The sequence below is a fragment of the Mesorhizobium sp. M7A.F.Ca.CA.004.04.2.1 genome (assembly GCF_004022825.1).
GTDB lineage: Bacteria > Pseudomonadota > Alphaproteobacteria > Rhizobiales > Rhizobiaceae > Mesorhizobium.
Genome location: NZ_RZPH01000029.1, coordinates 1 through 15831 on the forward strand (window position 1 = coordinate 1; position 15831 = coordinate 15831).

The 15831-nt window shown below is 65.3% G+C and carries 14 protein-coding genes; 7 read left to right on the plus strand and 7 right to left on the minus strand.

Going from position 1 to position 15831, the window contains the following annotated elements; all coding sequences use genetic code 11:
• The first annotated feature begins 59 nt into the window (after positions 1-59).
• Together EN893_RS02825 and EN893_RS02830 are read left to right on the plus strand one after the other, a co-directional pair.
• Positions 60-1601, plus strand: coding sequence for a trimethylamine methyltransferase family protein (locus EN893_RS02825; RefSeq protein WP_127269654.1), 1542 nt, complete (start codon positions 60-62; stop codon positions 1599-1601).
• Positions 1602-1614: 13 nt separating this feature from the next.
• Positions 1615-3102 carry a D-aminoacylase gene (locus tag EN893_RS02830; RefSeq protein WP_127269652.1) on the plus strand — a complete coding sequence of 496 codons (1488 nt, stop codon included), beginning with the start codon at positions 1615-1617 and terminating at the stop codon, positions 3100-3102.
• Here the strand turns inward: EN893_RS02830 and EN893_RS02835 are convergent.
• The 7 genes from EN893_RS02835 to EN893_RS02865 are packed head-to-tail and all read right to left on the minus strand — an operon-like array spanning position 3087 to position 10231.
• Positions 3087-3752: an isochorismatase family cysteine hydrolase gene (locus EN893_RS02835; RefSeq protein ID WP_127269650.1), complete on the minus strand. Its 666-nt coding sequence runs from the start codon at positions 3750-3752 to the stop codon at positions 3087-3089. The two genes, EN893_RS02830 and EN893_RS02835, sit on opposite strands and share 16 nt — an antisense overlap.
• Positions 3749-5032 (minus strand): Zn-dependent hydrolase, encoded by a 1284-nt coding sequence (locus EN893_RS02840; protein ID WP_127269648.1) that lies wholly within the window; start codon positions 5030-5032, stop codon positions 3749-3751. The genes EN893_RS02835 and EN893_RS02840 overlap by 4 nt, the downstream gene beginning before the upstream one ends.
• Positions 5032-6195, minus strand: coding sequence for an FAD-binding oxidoreductase (locus EN893_RS02845; RefSeq protein WP_127269646.1), 1164 nt, complete (start codon positions 6193-6195; stop codon positions 5032-5034). The genes EN893_RS02840 and EN893_RS02845 overlap by 1 nt, the downstream gene beginning before the upstream one ends.
• Complete coding sequence (locus EN893_RS02850; RefSeq protein WP_127269644.1) at positions 6192-7514, minus strand: Coenzyme F420 hydrogenase/dehydrogenase, beta subunit C-terminal domain; 1323 nt, start codon at positions 7512-7514, stop codon at positions 6192-6194. The genes EN893_RS02845 and EN893_RS02850 overlap by 4 nt, the downstream gene beginning before the upstream one ends.
• A 12-nt stretch (positions 7515-7526) precedes the next feature.
• Entirely contained in the window at positions 7527-8441 is a 915-nt protein-coding gene (locus tag EN893_RS02855; RefSeq protein WP_127269642.1) for a nitrilase-related carbon-nitrogen hydrolase, read from the minus strand.
• Positions 8426-9856, minus strand: coding sequence for a dihydropyrimidinase (gene hydA, locus EN893_RS02860; RefSeq protein ID WP_127267695.1), 1431 nt, complete (start codon positions 9854-9856; stop codon positions 8426-8428). Before hydA ends, EN893_RS02855 begins: the two co-directional genes overlap by 16 nt.
• 24 nt (positions 9857-9880) lie before the next feature.
• Positions 9881-10231 carry a RidA family protein gene (locus EN893_RS02865; RefSeq protein WP_127267694.1) on the minus strand — a complete coding sequence of 117 codons (351 nt, stop codon included), beginning with the start codon at positions 10229-10231 and terminating at the stop codon, positions 9881-9883.
• 304 nt (positions 10232-10535) lie between these two features.
• On the opposite strand from EN893_RS02865, the gene EN893_RS02870 reads away from it, so the two are divergent.
• The 5 genes from EN893_RS02870 to EN893_RS02890 all read left to right on the plus strand — a co-directional run.
• Entirely contained in the window at positions 10536-11789 is a 1254-nt protein-coding gene (locus tag EN893_RS02870; protein WP_127267693.1) for an MFS transporter, read from the plus strand.
• A 10-nt stretch (positions 11790-11799) separates the two neighbouring features.
• Complete coding sequence (locus EN893_RS02875; RefSeq protein ID WP_127267692.1) at positions 11800-12549, plus strand: SDR family oxidoreductase; 750 nt, start codon at positions 11800-11802, stop codon at positions 12547-12549.
• Between the two features lie 30 nt (positions 12550-12579).
• A complete protein-coding gene (locus tag EN893_RS02880) occupies positions 12580-13605 on the plus strand; it encodes an NAD(P)-dependent oxidoreductase (protein ID WP_127267691.1) in 1026 nt (341 codons plus the stop codon).
• Positions 13606-13617: 12 nt separating this feature from the next.
• The gene (locus EN893_RS02885; RefSeq protein ID WP_127267690.1) at positions 13618-14553 is read left to right on the plus strand and encodes a polysaccharide deacetylase family protein; all 936 of its coding nucleotides are present in this window, start codon (positions 13618-13620) and stop codon (positions 14551-14553) included.
• Positions 14554-14568: 15 nt separating this feature from the next.
• A partial coding sequence (locus EN893_RS02890; protein ID WP_128361393.1) for a dihydroorotase family protein occupies positions 14569-15831 on the plus strand: 1263 nt, incomplete at its 3' end.

A 15831-nucleotide genomic window follows, 5' to 3' on the forward strand; every position in this document is an offset into this window, starting at 1 on the left:
CCGCTTGAAAATGTCGTCAGTCCGGAACGCGGTTACTGAAGCGAGAGGAAAGCAGTCTCATGACACAGGACAGGCGCGGCGGTGGCCGCAGGGGGAAATCCGGACGCAGCGGCGGGGGCATCGCGCAACTGCTCTGGGAGCAGGTGAAGAACCCCTATCCGCCCATGCAACTGCTCGACGAAGAGCGGATGGAGCGGCTGCACGACACATCGATGCGCATCCTGTCGGAACTCGGCATCCGTGTCATGAGCGATCGGGTGATGGACCTGTTCGCCGACGCGGGCGCCATCGTCGACCGCGAGGAAAAGACCATTCGCATCGACGAAAGCCTGGTGCGCGAGGCGCTGCGGACAGTCCCGTCATCCTTCACGTTGACCAGCCGCAATCCGGAAAAGCAGGTGCATCTCGGCGGCAATTCGCTGGTCTTCGGCCTGGTTGCCGGACCGCCCAATGTACATGACCGCATCAATGGCCGCCGCCAGGGGAATTTGCCCGACTATCAGAACTTCATCCGGCTGGCGCACCACTTCAACGCCATCCACATCATCGGCAACCAGGTTGTGGCGCCGATGGAGCTGCCGGCCAATTCGCGCCATCTCGACACCTACTACGCAAATTTGACGCTCAGCGACCTCTCCTTCCATTGCACGGCGATCGGCAGCGCCAGGGCAATGGATGGGATCAACATGATGGCAATCTCGCGCGGCATTTCCGTCGAGGAGATGCGCACCTCTCCTGGCGTGACGACCATCATATCGATCAACTCGCCGCGGCTGTTCGATGACGCCATGGCGGAGGGCCTGATCGCAATGGCCGAGCACGGCCAGCCTGTAACCGTTACTCCCTTCACCCTGATGGGAGCGATGACGCCGGTGACGCTCGCGGCGGCCCTTTGCCAGCAGAACGCCGAAGCTCTGTTCGGCGTGGTGCTGACGCAGCTCGTCAACCCCGGCACGCCCGTGATGTATGGCGCCTTCACCTCCAATGTCGACATGAAGTCGGGCGCGCCGGCCTTCGGCACGCCGGAGAACGCCAAGGCCAACATCATCGCTGGCCAGTTGGCACGCCGCTACAATCTTCCCTACCGCACCTCGAATGCGAATGCCTCGAACGTGGTTGATCTGCAGGCCGCCTATGAGACGGAAATGGCGACATGGGGCGCGGTGCTGGGTGGCGCCAACTTGGTCTACCACGCTGCGGGCTGGCTGGAGGGCGGCCTGACTGCGTCCTACGAAAAGCTCATTCTCGATGTGGAGATCCTGCAGAACATGATGGAGTTCCTGCGCCCGCTGCCGTTCCAGGAGGACGATCTCGGTTTCGAGGCGATCAAGTCGGTACCGGCCGGCGGTCATTTCTTCGGCGCCGAACACACGATGTCGCGCTACACGACCGCCTTCTACCAGCCGATGCTGTCCAACTGGCAGAACCACGGCGCCTGGGAGGAGGCCGGCGGCAAGGATGCGCTGGAGCGGGCGACGGAGCTCTGGCAACAGGCGCTGCACGACTACGAAGAGCCGGTAATGGACCCCGCGATCCGAGAGGAGCTCGACGCCTATGTCGCACGCCGCCGCGAGGAGATCGCCGCCGATCCCGAAGGTTAGGACCTTTTGCCCGATGCCCTATGATCTCGTCATCCGTCACGCGACGCTGATCGCCGGCGACGGATCGAAGCCTCTCGAGGCCGACATCGCCGTCACCGGCGACAGGATCGTCGCCATCGGTCAGCTGGACGATGCAACGGGCAGCGAGGAAATCGACGCCGCGGGTAAGGTGGTCGCACCTGGCTTTATCGACGTGCACACTCATGATGACGGCGCGCTTTTGGCGCCACGTGGCATGGACCCGAAGATCAGCCAGGGCGTGACGACGGTGATCGCCGGCAATTGCGGCGTCAGCCTGGCGCCGTTGCTTCTCAACACGACACCACCGCCGCCCTTCACGCTGGTCGGCGGCCGGGAGAGTTTCCGTTTCGATCGTTTTGCCGACTATGTCGCCGAGCTCAAACGGCGCGGCATCGCCACGAACGCGGCTCTATTGGTCGGCCACACCACTTTGCGCCAGCGCTGCATGCCGGTGACCGACCGTCCGGCCAACGAAGCGGAGACGGTGGCGATGCAGGAGGCGGTGGCCGAGGCGATGGCCGAGGGCGCCTTCGGGCTCAGCACCGGGCTCGACTATCCGCCGGCGGTCAACTCTTCGACCGAAGAGGTCAAGGCACTCGCCGCAACGGCGGCCGACCTCGGCGGCCCCTATGTCACCCATACCCGCAACTATTTCGAGACGATGGACGAGGCGATCGAGGAAGCGATCGACATTGCCGATCATGCCAGCGGCAAGCTGTTCATTTCGCACCATCAATGCACCGGCCGCGCCAATTTCGGCAAGAGCCGTCCGTCCTTGGAAAGAATCGATCAGGCGCGCAAAACGATGGACATCGGCATGGATGTCTATCCCTATGCCGCGAGCTCGACGGTGCTGCGACTGGAGCGCTGCGACACGGGTCTGAAGATCCTCGTCACATGGTCCGATCCGCATCCTGAAATGGCGAGGCGCGAGATCGCCGACATCGCGCGCGAATGGAACTGCAGTGAGCGCGAGGCGGGCCAGCGCCTGCTGCCGGCGGGCGCCGTCTACTTCCAGCTGGACGAGACGGATGTGCGCAACATCATCGCGCACCCGCGCACGATGATCGGCTCGGACGGCCTGCCGCACGATATCCATCCGCATCCGCGCCTATGGGGCACGTTTCCGCGCGTGCTCGGCCATTACGCCAGGGATGTCGGCCTGTTCAGCCTGCAGGAGGCGGTGTTCCGCATGACCGGCCTGCCCGCGCGTGAATTCGGCATCCAGCAACGCGGCCTGCTGGCCGAAGGCAATTTCGCCGACCTCGTCATCTTCGATCCGGCGACGATCATCGACACCGCCACTTTCGAGGAACCGCGCCGGCCCGCCGCCGGCATCGAGCATGTCTTCGTCAACGGCGTGTCCGTGTGGACTGACGGCAAGGCGACCGGATCGCTGCCGGGCACGGTACTCAAGCCCTCAGCTTCAAAGGTTGTCCGAGGCACATGCGGCTGCGGCGCCGATCACAAGGCCTCGTAGATCCGGTCCACCATCTCAAGCGTGTAGACGAACTCAACCGGCCGCGTGCAGCGCCAGCCGTCGAAAGGCTGGCCGGCAAGCGCCTTCAGCGCCTCGGGAAGGCGCAGGATGCCGCCGCCATAGAGCCGGTTGGCCATGTCGAGCATGCCGATGCGGTGCATGGCTTCGCTCATGCTGCCACAGGCCTCCTTGACCAGCCAGACCCTGAACCCCTGATAGACTGCGTCGAACACGCTCTCGGTCACGCAGCTGTCGGTCAGCACCCCGGTCACGATCAGGTTCTCGACCTTGAGGTCGGCAAGCCGTCTTGAAAGGTCGGTGCGGCGAAAGGCGCTCGGCCAGTGCTTGTGGATGACGATGTCGCCGGGCATCGCCGCCACCTCGGCGCAGATCGCGGCGCCATCGCTGCCGGCCACGGCGGAGCGGAATTCCTCGGTCAGGGTTTCCTCCTGCCTTACATAGCCGTCGCGTTCTTCCGGCTGCACCCAGGCTTGCGCATGGATGACGGGCACGCCTGCTGCGCGGGCGGCTTCGATCAGCGCGGCGGCATTGGCGAGCACCGCGTCATAGCCGATGACCGGCCAGGCGGCTCCGGGACGGTACTCGTTTTGCAGATCGATGACGAGCAAGGCGGTCGCGGCAAGGTTCATGGCTGTCCCGGGGGGTTGTCGAAGTGGGTGACGAATTGAAGAAGCAGGCGGATCGCCTGGTCGAGATCGGCGATTTCCATGGCTTCATGCGGGTTGTGGCTGCCATTCTCGTTGCGCACGAAGATCATGGCGGTCGCAATACCGGCGCCGGCAAAGCTTGCCGCATCATGCCCCGCTCCGCTCGGCACATGCGGCGCCGGAATTTGCAGTTCGGCGGCGGCGCGGTCCAGCCTCGCTATCAACGCCGGCGACATCGTCGTCGGCTCCCAGGTGAAGCGCGGTCCGGCCTCGAAGCTGACGCCGCGCTTCTTGCCTACTTCTGTGAAAAGCGCGTGCAGCCTTGCCTCGATCCGGTCCAGCACGGCGGCCTCGGCGCTACGCACATCGAGTGTGAAGCGAAGCTCGCCCAGGACGCGGCTGCCGCCGTGTTGCGCAGGATCGGACTGCACGCGGCCGAAGGTGATGGTGGCTTCATGGCCGTCGCGCTCGAGCGCGTCCCATTCCGCTTCAAGGCCGGCGACCAGATCGGCAAAGCCGAGCACGCTGTCATGCCGGGCGAAGCGCGGCTCGGCGCCGGAATGCGCGTAGGCGCCGAGGCAGGTCGCGTCGACATAGCGAAACCCGCCGGCGATCCCGGTGACGATGCCGACCGGCGCGCCGGATGCGACAAGGCGTGGTCCCTGCTCGATATGCACTTCGACGAAAGCCGCGATCCGTCCGGCATCGATGCCCGGCACGCCGCGCTGCACGGCATCAGGGTCGAAACCTTCCTCCAGCATATGGTCAGCCAGCGTGCGTCCGCTGTCCGACCGCTTCGCTTCCAGCGCTATCGGCTCCAGCAGGCCGACAGCTGCCTGGCTGCCGGGATAGGACAGCGGAAACCAGACCGCTTCCTCGGCGCGGGTCGCCAGCACGATCAGGTCGCGCGGCAATTGGATGCCTTGCCCGACCAGTTCGGCCATCACGGCCAGCCCTGCCACCACACCCGCGGCGCCGTCGAAATTGCCGCCATGCGGCACGCTGTCGAGATGCGAACCGAGAACGATCATCGGCAAATCCGGATTACGGCCCTTCAGCGTCAAATAGAGATTGCCGGCGGCATCGACGCGCGCCGTGGCGCCGAGCTGCTCGGCTTCGTCGCGAATGAGGGCGTGGGCAAAACGCTCGCCGGGCCCATAAGCCGCGCGGGTTACGCCCGGTGGGTCGGCCGTGGCTTGCGCAAGCCTCTCCAGCAGATGCCCGGCCAGCCTGCCGCCGCCAGTCAGCGCGGCACTGCTCATCAAGCAACCTGCCTGGCTTGAGGATCGACGCCGCGCAGCCGGTGTGGCGTGAGATCGTCCATCGAAACGCCCTGCCTAGCGACATCGTCCGGAAAACCCTTGCCGGCGATCAGACTGGCACAGACGCGCGACAGCGCCGGTGAGGTCTTGATGCCGTAACCGCCCTGCCCGACCAGCCAGATAAAGTCTGGAACCTCATCATCCGGCCCGACCACCGGCGATCCGTCGGCGACGAAGGTCCGCAAGCCCGCCCAGGAGCGCGACACGCGCTGCACCTCGATCGTGGTCACCCTTTCGAGACGCTCGGCGCCGATGGCGACGTCGATGTCCTCGGCATAAGCATCCATCGGCACCGACGGCGTCGCATCGGCCGGCGAGACGAACAGCTGCCCGGCATCCGGCTTGAAATAGAATTCGGCGCCGACATCGTTGACCAGCGGCCAGTCCGATATGTCGACCCCTGCGGGCGATGGAATGTTGAAGGCGGTGCGGCGTTTCGGCTGCAGGCCGACCGGGCGCACCCCTGCCATGATGGCGACCTCGTCGCCCCAGGCGCCGGCTGCATTGACGAGCATTGGCGCGCGAAAGGTCCCCGCCCGCGTCTCGACCCGCCACTGGCCGCCCTGCCGGTCGATCGCCGTCACGCCGGCATTGGTGACGATGCGCGCGCCGCGCGCGCGGGCGCCGCGCAGATAACCTTGGTGCAGGCCGTTGACGTCGATGTCCATCGAATGCGGTTCGATATAGGCGCCGGCGAGATACTCCGCGCGCAGCACCGGTACGCTGGCGATCGCTTCGGCCGGCGTCATGGCGACGATGGAGGGCACAAGCCCCTGCGCGGCCGCCAGATCCTCCCGCAGGAGATCGATCTGATCGGCGCGCGCCACGGTGATCATGCCGCGCTTGCCAAGCAGCGGATACTCGGAGAATCCAGCTGGCGGTTCGGTCAGGAAAGACCGGCTGGCAAGCACAATACGCCGGATGACGCCGTTGCCGTAATTTTCGGTAAAGCTTGCCGCCGAGCGTCCGGTCGTGTGGTAGCCGCAATGGCTTTCCCGCTCGAGCAGCACCACCTTTGCGGAGTGGGATATCTCGAAGGCCGCACCGGCACCGGCCATGCCGCCGCCGATAATGATGACGTCCGTTTCCTCGGCGGCATTCATCTCAACCCATCCTTCAACATGATTGCCCGGCCTTCGCGCGGCACGGCAGGCGGCTCACCCAGGCGTCCGCGCCGCGCGCGGTCGCGAGCGCCGCGCCCCTCGGCCAGATTCTCCGCCAGCGAATTCTGCGCGGCGCAATCTGCAAGGGCGAGATCGGTGACAAAAGGCACCGGCCTGCCGGCGATCGCCATGCCTTTCAGCCGCGCCCAGACGGCGCGCCGCTTGCGCACCTGGTGCGACTGCAACTCGCTGATTTCGGCAATGCCGGTCTCGCGCTTGATCTCCAGAGCGCCGGCGTCGACGGCCGCATCGAACAGTTCGAGGCCGCGCCCGGTACGCACGATGATGCTGTTGAGCAGCTCATCCTCGACCGCCGGCCCACCATTCAGCCAGGCGTCATGAACCGCGATATCCGCCACCTGGCCGATCGCGTCCGGACAGATCTTGCAGCGCGGCTGGGTCATCCATTTGTCCTCGTCCTCCCACAACTGCCGATAGGTGAGTTCGAAGGCGCGGCCGTCCCTGGTTTCGATCCGGTTGAGGCCGGGATTGCCATGGCCGCGATAGCGAAAAAGCGTGAGCTCGTCCTCGCAGAGGCCGAAACGCCGCAACACCTGTTCCGATTTCGAAAGGTCCGATGCGCCGCCGCAAACGAAGGCCAGGGCATAGCGCATATATCGGTCGACGCGCGGATCGAGCCGCGCCAAATTGCGCACGGCGGTGATATCGCAAGGCTTGGCGATCAGCGCGAAGGGCTGGCCGCGATCAAGGATGTCGTCGAAATCCACCAGCGTCGCCGTGGGGCCGTAGCGCGAGCCGGCGCCCTCGATCATCGAAACGGCATCGAAGCTCAGGCGCCGCTCATTGCGCATCGGCTGTAAGCGTGATGCGGCGACATGCAGCACGAACTTGACGCGTCCCGAGCTCAGCAGAAATTGCCCAAGCGCCGTCAGCACACCGCCTCCCGATCCGACAAACCGCACCGTGGGATCTCCCGCGCGTCCGAGCACAAGCCGTTCGGCGGGGCCCCAGACGGTGTCCGTCAACGCTGCATTGCTCGCCTGCGCCGGCGGTGGACCGGCGATGCGCGTTCCCGGGCAGACTGCGTTGACCCGCGTCAGCGTCGACCTGACCAACACCTGCATCGCCACCGGCCGCTCGCGCCCTTCCGGCGTCATCGCCATCTCGACCTTGCCGGGACCGGCGATCGAACGGCAGAGCCCGCAACCGATGCAGAGACCGTTTTCCACGATCTCGCCGAGCGACAGCGGCTCGGTCGCGCGCGGCGCCGTGTCCTGGCTGGTTTCGCTGGGGGCCATCAAGTTTCGATCTCAGGCCGGTTCGGAAATGCGCCGGTACTGGTCGGGGCGGCGATAGAGCGCGAAGTTGAAATTCACTTTCCGGCAGGTCTCGATCAGGTCGAGATCGGCGCGGTGGACGATGACCTCGTCGTCGAGCGACATCGCCTGCGCGGCGATCTCGCCGGTCGGCGCGATGATGCAGGACCCGCCGATCAGTGCCTGGCCGTCTTCCAGCCCCGCCTTGGCGGCCGCAGCGACCCACAGCGTGTTCTGGTAGGCGCCGGCCTGCATCGGCAGATGGTTGTGGAACATTCGCAGATGCGCCAGCGCCGGCGCCTCGTCGAGCAGCAGTGGCGTGTTGTAGCCGAGCAAGGCCACCTCGGCGCCATTGAGGCAAAGCATGCGGTAGGTTTCCGGCCAGCGGCGATCGTTGCAGATCGCCATGCCGACACGCACGCCGCGATAGTCGAAGACCGGAAAGCCGAGATTGCCCGGTTCGAAATAGCGACGTTCGAGATGCGTGGTGATGCCTTCCTCCGGCTCGCTCGACCCCGGCACATGCATCTTGCGGTAGCGGCCGATGAACCGCCCGTCCGGGCCGACAAGGTCCATGGTGTTGAAACAGCGCGTGCGGCCGTCTTCCCTTGCGATCTCGCAATAGCCGAGCGCGAAGCCGATCTTGAGGCGGGCGGCGGCATCATAGAGGCATCGCGTTTCGGGCCCCGGCATTGCCCTTTCGAAGAAGGCGTCGATCTCCGCCTGATCGTCGATGCGCCAGCGCGGGAAGAAAGTGGTCAGCGCCATCTCGGGAAACACGGCAATCTCCGCCCCGGCGGAAGCTGCCTGTTCCAGCAAGTGGATGAGGCGATCGACCGTCTCGCTCCGCGTCGCACTGCGCTGGATTGGCCCGGTCTGGGCGACCGCGATAGTCAGGCATCGAGCCACGGCATCATCTCCTCGACTGGTTTTCCCGAGCGGGCCGGATCGGCGGCGCTGCGCTCTACGAACTGTCCGAACCCCGGCTGCACCTGGAGTTCGCCGTCGGCGACAACCGGCACGCCGCGCACCAGCACAGTGGTCGGCTTGCCCGTCACGCTCCTGCCCTCATAGGGCGTGAAGTCGACACGCGAATGCAGCGCCCGGTGCCCGAGCGTCCAGGTCACTGTCGGATCCCACAGCGCCAGATCGGCATCGAGGCCGACCGCTATGCGCCCCTTGGCATGGGCCAGGCCATAGATCGCGGCGGCGTTGCGCGAGGTGAGATCGAGATAGCGCTCGAGCGTCAGGCGGCCGCTCAGCAGTCCCTCCGAGAAGAGCAGCGGCAGACGAGTCTCGATGCCGGGAATGCCGCTCAGCGTGGTGGTGAAGTCGGGTGTCTGCGACCGAGCGATCTTGTCGGCGAAGAAATAGGGCGAATGGTCCGACGACCACAGGTCGATGCCGCCATCGATCAGCGCCTGCCACAGATGCCGATGGCTGCGCGGCGAGCGCGGCGGCGGCGAAAACACAAAGCGCGCCGCATCCATGGCCGGCCGGTCGAGGTCGGCGGCGCCGATGAACAGATATTGCGGGCAGGTCTCGGCTATCGCATCCACCCCTCGCCCGCGCGCCCGCGCCACCTCCTCGGCCGACTGCCAGGAGGAGACGTGGACGATGGTCATGCGCGCGCCGGTCATTTCGGCGAAGGCCAACGCACGATGCGTTGCCTCCCGCTCCATTGTCTCGCTGTGGGCAACGACATGGTAGCGGATATCGGTGCGGCCGAGATCGATCAGGCGCTGCCGCGTGCGCCTTATGGCGGCATCGTTCTCGGCATGGACCATGACGATCCAGCCAAGCCTATGGGCAGCATCGAGCACCCTGAAGAACAGATCGTCATCGACGGCAAAGCCCTGATAGGTCATGAACAGCTTGACCGACGCGATACCGCGGCCGGCGAGCAGCGAAAGCTGTTGCTCGACATCCGGGCCGGTGCCCATGGTCACCACCGCGTGCAGCCCGTAATCGATCACCGCGCGCCCTGTGGCACGGTCGAGCGCTCGATCGATGGCGGCGACGGTGCTCATCTCCGGACCCGGCATGCCGAACGGGACGATGCATGTCGTGCCACCGAAGGCAGCCGAGATGGTGCCGGATTCGAAATCATCCGCATTGCCGGCCCCGCCCCAGACCGGCTGGTCGAGATGGCAATGGGCATCGATGCCGCCCGGCATGACCCAACGACCGCCGGCGCCGATCAAGGATTTGCCGGCCAGGCCCGTCCCGGTGGCGGCGATGCGGCCGTCGTCGATGGCGATATCGCATTCGGCCCAACCGTCGTCGAGGGCAACGCGTCCGCCTTTGATCACCAGCTCATGCATTCGGTTTGCCCACCCCAATCGGCGTCAGCCGACCGCCGCCGTCACCATGATCTCGACGCGATACTGGTCGCCGGCAAGCCGCGCCTCCACCGTCGCGCGCACCGGCATGGCGCTGCGGTCGATCCAGGCATCCCAAGCCATATTCATCATGTCGAAGTCGGCGATGTCACGCAGCCAGATCTGAGCGCTCAGGAGTTTCGACTTGTCGCTGCCGGCCTTGGCCAGAAGCGCATCGATCTTGGCGAATATCTGCTTGCTCTGCGCGGTGGTGTCGCTTGAAAGGTCGTCCGCCGTCAGGCCGGAAACATAAACGGTGCCGTTATGGCGCAACACCCGGCAAAAGCGTTGGCCGTTCTCAAGACGTTCGATCGTCATCTCGGGGTCCCCTCTCGATCTTTGACAGGCGACCTATCGTAGGGAGCGCACTAAAGGACTGTAAAGCCTTTCGCAGGGCGCAACGCCGTTTTCCGCCGCCGGGATGGCCAAAAAAAATGACGCCATAGCCGTGTCAATCTTCGCTTGCAGCAGGCATGACTGGGTGTAGCTTCTGTTTGGGAGAGCAGCCGCCGGCCAGCGTGACTGCCAAGGGGAGCCGTCGCAATGCACAAGAATCCGGCGCCGCTTGTCGATCCTGCTTGCGATCTCCGGCGTCCGTCCTAGTCGGCCAGGCGCGGCATTCATGGGATCGATCGGTCAATCCGCGATGCGCTTTTGGCAGAACGCCGAGCGCTCCCGCGCAACGCTGCCGATGATGGCAGGCGTCTGTTTCGCCTGTATCGGCAGCGCCATGCTGACGACAGCGGTGTCGTTCCACCTCGGCAAAGCCGGCGTCGATCCCGGAACCGTGCAGATCGTGCTGACCGCCTATCCGGCCGGTTTCCTGATCGGATGCCTAGTGACGCGTCCATTGGTCACCCGCTACGGCCATGAGCGGACATTCCTGCTGGTCCTGGCAACTGCGCTGCTGTCGGCCCTGGGCTTCGTCGTTACCGACTTCATGCCGGCATGGTTCTGCTTGCGGCTGCTCGGCGGCATGTCGATGGCCTCGATGTTCGTCGTCTGCGAGAGTTGGATCAATCTCTATGCCGAACAGCACAATCGCGGCTCGCTATTCGCGCTCTACATGCTGACGACGGCGATTGCCGTGCTGCTTGGCCAGGTCCTGGTGGCGATGGTCGGTCCGCAATCTCCGCATCTGTTTCTGGTCGCGATGGCGACGGTGCTTGTGGCCTTTGCGCCCAACTTCGCCGGGGTGCGCTGGCCGGCGCTGCCTTCGGTGCCGAGTGATCCGGCGCCCGCGTCCGGAGCCAAGGCAGACAGGCGGCTGGGACCGCTGGCGCTCTTCAGGCTGGCGCCGGTGACGGTCGTGGCGATTTTCCAGGGCGGCATCACCAACATGAACGTCTTCGTGCTGACGCCTCTTTACGGAACGCAGATCGGCCTGTCGGCGGCGGCCACGGTCTGGCTGGTGACCACGATAAGCATTGCCGGAATGGTGGCGCAGACCCCGGTCGGCTGGCTTTCTGACCGTTTCGACCGCCGCCTGATACTGCTGGTGCAAGGGCTGGTATCGGTGACGGCCTGCGCCTTGATCGCTTGGGTCGGCACCCTGTCGGTGCCTCTGCTCTTCGTGCTGTTCTTCATCTATGGCGCCACGGCGCTGACGATCTATCCGGTGGCGATGGCCTTCGGCGCATCGCAGCTTCATAGCCGGCACATGGTCGCCGCCTCCGGCACGCTGCTCCTGCTCTACTCGATCGGCAATGTGGCAACGCCGGGCGTCGCCGCGGGGTTGATGGCGCATCTTGGACCTCCCGCCATGTTCCTGCTGCTCGGCGGCGGCGCTGCCCTGGTCACGTTGGCCGCCTGCTACAATCTTCTGCGCCGGCCGGTCACGGCGCCGGTCATGCAACGTATCGAGGAACGGGTTTGAGGAGGCCGCGATGAACCGTCTCGAAGGCAGCGCTGTCCTGATAGCAGGCGCCGCAAGCGGCATTGGCGCGGCCATTGCCCGGCGCTGCGTCGCGGAAGGCGCCGGCGTGATCTGCGCCGATTATGAGCTGGAGGCGGCGCAAGCCCTTGCCGATGAGCTCGGCGCCGCCGCTTCCGCCTGCGGCTGCGATGTGACCGATGCGGAGCAGGCTCGCAGCGCCGTCGACATCGCAAGGCAGCGCTTCGGCCGGCTGGACGGACTGGTGCACAACGCCGCCGCGCCATCGACCAATGCCACCGTCGTCGATCTCGACGAACAGTCCTGGCGCCGCGAACTCGACGTCAGCCTGACCGGTGCGTTCCTGATGAGCAAGTTCGCGGTGCCGTTGATCGCGGTGGGTGGCGGCGGCTCGGTGGTGTTCATCGGCTCGCAGTTCGGACGCGTCGCCACCGCCAATGCCGTCGCCTATTGCGCTGCCAAGGCGGGGCTGATCCATCTCGCCAAGGCGATGGCGGTCGACCATGCGCCGGACAATGTGCGCGTCAACAGCCTGTCGCCGGGCGCGGTGGCGACAGCGCGCCTGCTGCGCAGATTTCCGGACTTCGAGGCCGCCAATGCGGGTCTTGGCCCCGCCCATCTGCTCGGCCGCATCGCAGAGCCGGATGAGATCGCCGCGGCGGCCGCTTTCCTTTTGTCATCGGACGCATCCTTCGTCACCGGATCCGACATGCTCGTGGACGGCGGCTATGCAACGCGCTGATCCTGTTCGTTCAACTTAGAAGGAGTTCACATGACGCTGCTTGTCACCGGAGGCACCGGCTTTGTCATGAGCGTGGTCGCGCGCGCATGGCTCGACCGCGATCCGCAAGCCCGGGCCGTGATCCTCGACCGGTCCGGCCTGGACGCGGCGGCCGAAAAGCATTTCGCCCCGGTGCGCGACCGGCTCACAGTGGTCGCCGCCGACGTCCTCGACCCGAAAGCCTGGTCCGCGGCGCTAGACGAGCAAGGCATCACGGCGATCGTGCATGGCGCGACAATCACGCCGATCTCGCGCGGCAGCGCCTCGGAGGCAAAACGGCAGCCCGAGGCCGAAGACCCGGCCCGCATCGTCGACGTCAATCTAATGGGCACCGTGCGGATGCTGGACTGGGCGCGAGAGAGACCGGACCTCAAGCGCTTCGTCTATGTCAGTTCCGGCTCCGTCTACCGTCACAATGGCCCCGACTGGAGCAGCGAGCCGCTGCCGGAAGACGGCTATGTCGCGCCGTTGACGCTCTACGGCATCTCGAAATTCGCCTCCGAGATGGTGACCAACCGCTATGCCGACCTGTTCGACCTGTCGGCGGTCTCGGTGCGACTTGCTTCGGTCTACGGCCCGATGGACCGCGCGACCGAGAGCCGCAACTTTCGCCATGTTCCCAACCGCGTCGCACATATGGCTTTAGCCGGCGAGACGATCAGGCCGAACAGCCTGGAGCCGGTCGGCGACTATATCGTCTCGACCGACGTTGCCGCCGCGATCCTCGCGCTGATCGATGCACCGCGCCTCAATTACCGTCACTACAACATCGGCTCCGGGTCTAGCCAGACCATCGGCGAGATCGTCGGCTGGGCAAGGGAACGCGTGCCGGGCCTGAAGGCCGAAGTGACACCAGGAGAAGACGCCAATATCGTCCAGGATGTGAGACTGAAGGGCGGCATGTGGGGCGCGTATGACATCGCCCGCATCCTGCGCGACACTACATGGCGGCCGCGTCCGGGCAAGGAAGCCTTCCACGCCTACATGGACTGGATAACCGCCAACGAAACGAGATGAGAGGAATTTGCCATGACGCCAAGCGCTGCCTCGCAACCGCCCCAGCCGCGCGACCTCGTCGGCTATGGTCCGAATCCGCCCTTCGTGACCTGGCCCGGCGGCGTCAAGCTCGCCATCAACCTCGTGCTCAACTATGAGGAGGGCTCGGAATATTCCTGGCTCGAAGATGGCCGCAACGACAATTGGGGCGAATACAATCTCACCTCGAGCCCGCCGGTGCGCGACCTCGGCACCGAGACGCATTTCGAATATGGCAGCCGCGCCGGCGTCTGGCGCTTGGCACGGCTTTTTGATCGCTACGACATCCCGATCACCATCTCAGCTTGCGCGGTGGCGCTGGAGCGCAACCCGCCCTTCGTCGAATGGATGAAGACGCGACGACACGATCTGCTCGGCCACGGCCTACGCTGGATCGACTATACGACCATGGAGCGCAGCGAGGAAAAGCGCCAGCTGCATGAAGCGGTCGGGCTTTACGAGACACTACTGGGGAGGCGGCCGCTCGGCTGGAACTGCCGCTCGCTGCCCAGCGTCAACACGCGCGATCTGCTCGTCGAGGAAGGCAGCTTCCTCTATCACTCCGATCCCTGCAATGACGACCTGCCCTACTTCCTCGACCATCGGGGCACGGAAATCCTGGTCGTGCCCTATTCCAAGACGCTCAACGACAGCCGTTATCTGGTGGCGCCGGGCTACAGCAAACCGCGCGACTTCGCTGAGGATTGCCGCTCGGCGATCGATTACATGCTCGGTGAAGCCGACGAGACCGGCGGCCGCATGCTGACGATCGGCATCCATGCGCGCTGGATGGGCCAACCCAACCGGGCGTCCGGGCTGCGCGAGGTGATCGAACATGTGAAGCAGAACCCGGCCGCTGCCTTCATGCGCCGCGAAGAGATTGCCCGGTTCTGGCTGGAGAGCCATGCCAGCTTCGAGCGGCGCGGCTAACGGAAACAAGACGGCATGTTCGAAACCCTGATCCGGGGAGCCACCATCGTCAACGCCGAAGGGTTCGAGCGGCGCGATGTGGGCATTACCGATGGCCGTATCGCGGCGCTTGTCCAGCCTGGCGAGACGGCCTCGGCCAGGACAGTCATCGATGCGGCCGGTGCCTATCTGCTGCCCGGCCTGGTCGACGCGCACGCGCACCTGCGCGAGCCTGGACTGACACACAAGGATGACTTTTCCTCGGGCACGCATGCCGCGGCCCTTGGCGGCGTGACGACGGTGCTCGACATGCCGACCGACGAGCCATGGACAGCCACAGCCGAACAGCTTGCCGACAAGATGGCGATGACCGAGGCCCGCATACATGTCGATGTCGGCTTGCAGACCGTCGTCAGCCGCAACCTGTCGCTTATCCCTCGCGTGCTGGACTTGGCGCCGGTCTCGTTCGAGCTGTTCACCGCCGATGTGCCCGATGACTTCCTCTTCGCGACGTCCGACGCCGTGGCCGAGGCGTTGAAGGCTTTCGCCGGCAGCGACACTTTGATCGGCATCTCGCCCGGCGATCAATCGATCCTGACCGGCAGCACACTACGCGACCGCCCCGGCACCATCGCCGCCTTTCAGGCCAGCCGGCCGCCACTCGCCGAAGCCAACGGCATCGCCCGGGCGCTCATCGCCGCCGCCTCTGCCGAAACCAGAATTCATGTCCGCCAGATCAATTCCGAACTCGGCGTCGAGACGTGGGGCCGGCTGCGCGGCATGGCCGACGCCAGCGTCGAAACAACGCCGCAGAACCTCTTCTTCACCGCCAGCGATTATGAGATGCAAGGCGCTAATCTCAAGGCCTCGCCACCCCTGCGCTCGCCGCATGATGTGGATGCGCTGCGCGCCGCGCTGAGCGGAGGACTGATCGACATCGTCGCCACCGACCACGCGCCGCACGCGCCAATCGAAAAGGCTGCATCCTATGCGGCCTTTGCCGACATTCCAGGTGGCATGCCAGGGCTGCAGACACTGTTGCAGACCATGCTGAAACTGGTCGATGAAGGCTTGATCGCATTGTCCGATCTGGTGCGCCTGTGCGCCCGCAATCCGGCCGAGCGCTTCGGGCTTGGCCGGCGCAAGGGACGGATCGCCACCGGCTACGATGCCGATATCCTCATCCTCGATCCGCGCCAGTCCAGCACGATCGCCAATGCCGATCAGGTGTCGCGAGCGGGCTATACGCCATTCGATGGCTGGACCGTCCAGGCGCGGCTGACAAGCGTCTTCCTGCGC

What these genes read in the sequence shown, in the direction of transcription:
- EN893_RS02830 (WP_127269652.1), top strand. Translation starts at nt 1,615, where the DNA reads ATGCCCTATGATCTCGTCATCCGTCACGCGACGCTGATCGCCGGCGAC.
- EN893_RS02870 (WP_127267693.1), top strand. Translation starts at nt 10,536, where the DNA reads ATGGGATCGATCGGTCAATCCGCGATGCGCTTTTGGCAGAACGCCGAG.
- EN893_RS02865 (WP_127267694.1), bottom strand. Translation starts at nt 10,231, where the DNA reads ATGACGATCGAACGTCTTGAGAACGGCCAACGCTTTTGCCGGGTGTTG.
- hydA (WP_127267695.1), bottom strand. Translation starts at nt 9,856, where the DNA reads ATGCATGAGCTGGTGATCAAAGGCGGACGCGTTGCCCTCGACGACGGT.
- EN893_RS02850 (WP_127269644.1), bottom strand. Translation starts at nt 7,514, where the DNA reads ATGGCCCCCAGCGAAACCAGCCAGGACACGGCGCCGCGCGCGACCGAG.
- EN893_RS02845 (WP_127269646.1), bottom strand. Translation starts at nt 6,195, where the DNA reads ATGAATGCCGCCGAGGAAACGGACGTCATCATTATCGGCGGCGGCATG.
- EN893_RS02825 (WP_127269654.1), top strand. Translation starts at nt 60, where the DNA reads ATGACACAGGACAGGCGCGGCGGTGGCCGCAGGGGGAAATCCGGACGC.
- EN893_RS02880 (WP_127267691.1), top strand. Translation starts at nt 12,580, where the DNA reads ATGACGCTGCTTGTCACCGGAGGCACCGGCTTTGTCATGAGCGTGGTC.
- EN893_RS02885 (WP_127267690.1), top strand. Translation starts at nt 13,618, where the DNA reads ATGACGCCAAGCGCTGCCTCGCAACCGCCCCAGCCGCGCGACCTCGTC.
- EN893_RS02840 (WP_127269648.1), bottom strand. Translation starts at nt 5,032, where the DNA reads ATGAGCAGTGCCGCGCTGACTGGCGGCGGCAGGCTGGCCGGGCATCTG.
- EN893_RS02835 (WP_127269650.1), bottom strand. Translation starts at nt 3,752, where the DNA reads ATGAACCTTGCCGCGACCGCCTTGCTCGTCATCGATCTGCAAAACGAG.
- EN893_RS02875 (WP_127267692.1), top strand. Translation starts at nt 11,800, where the DNA reads ATGAACCGTCTCGAAGGCAGCGCTGTCCTGATAGCAGGCGCCGCAAGC.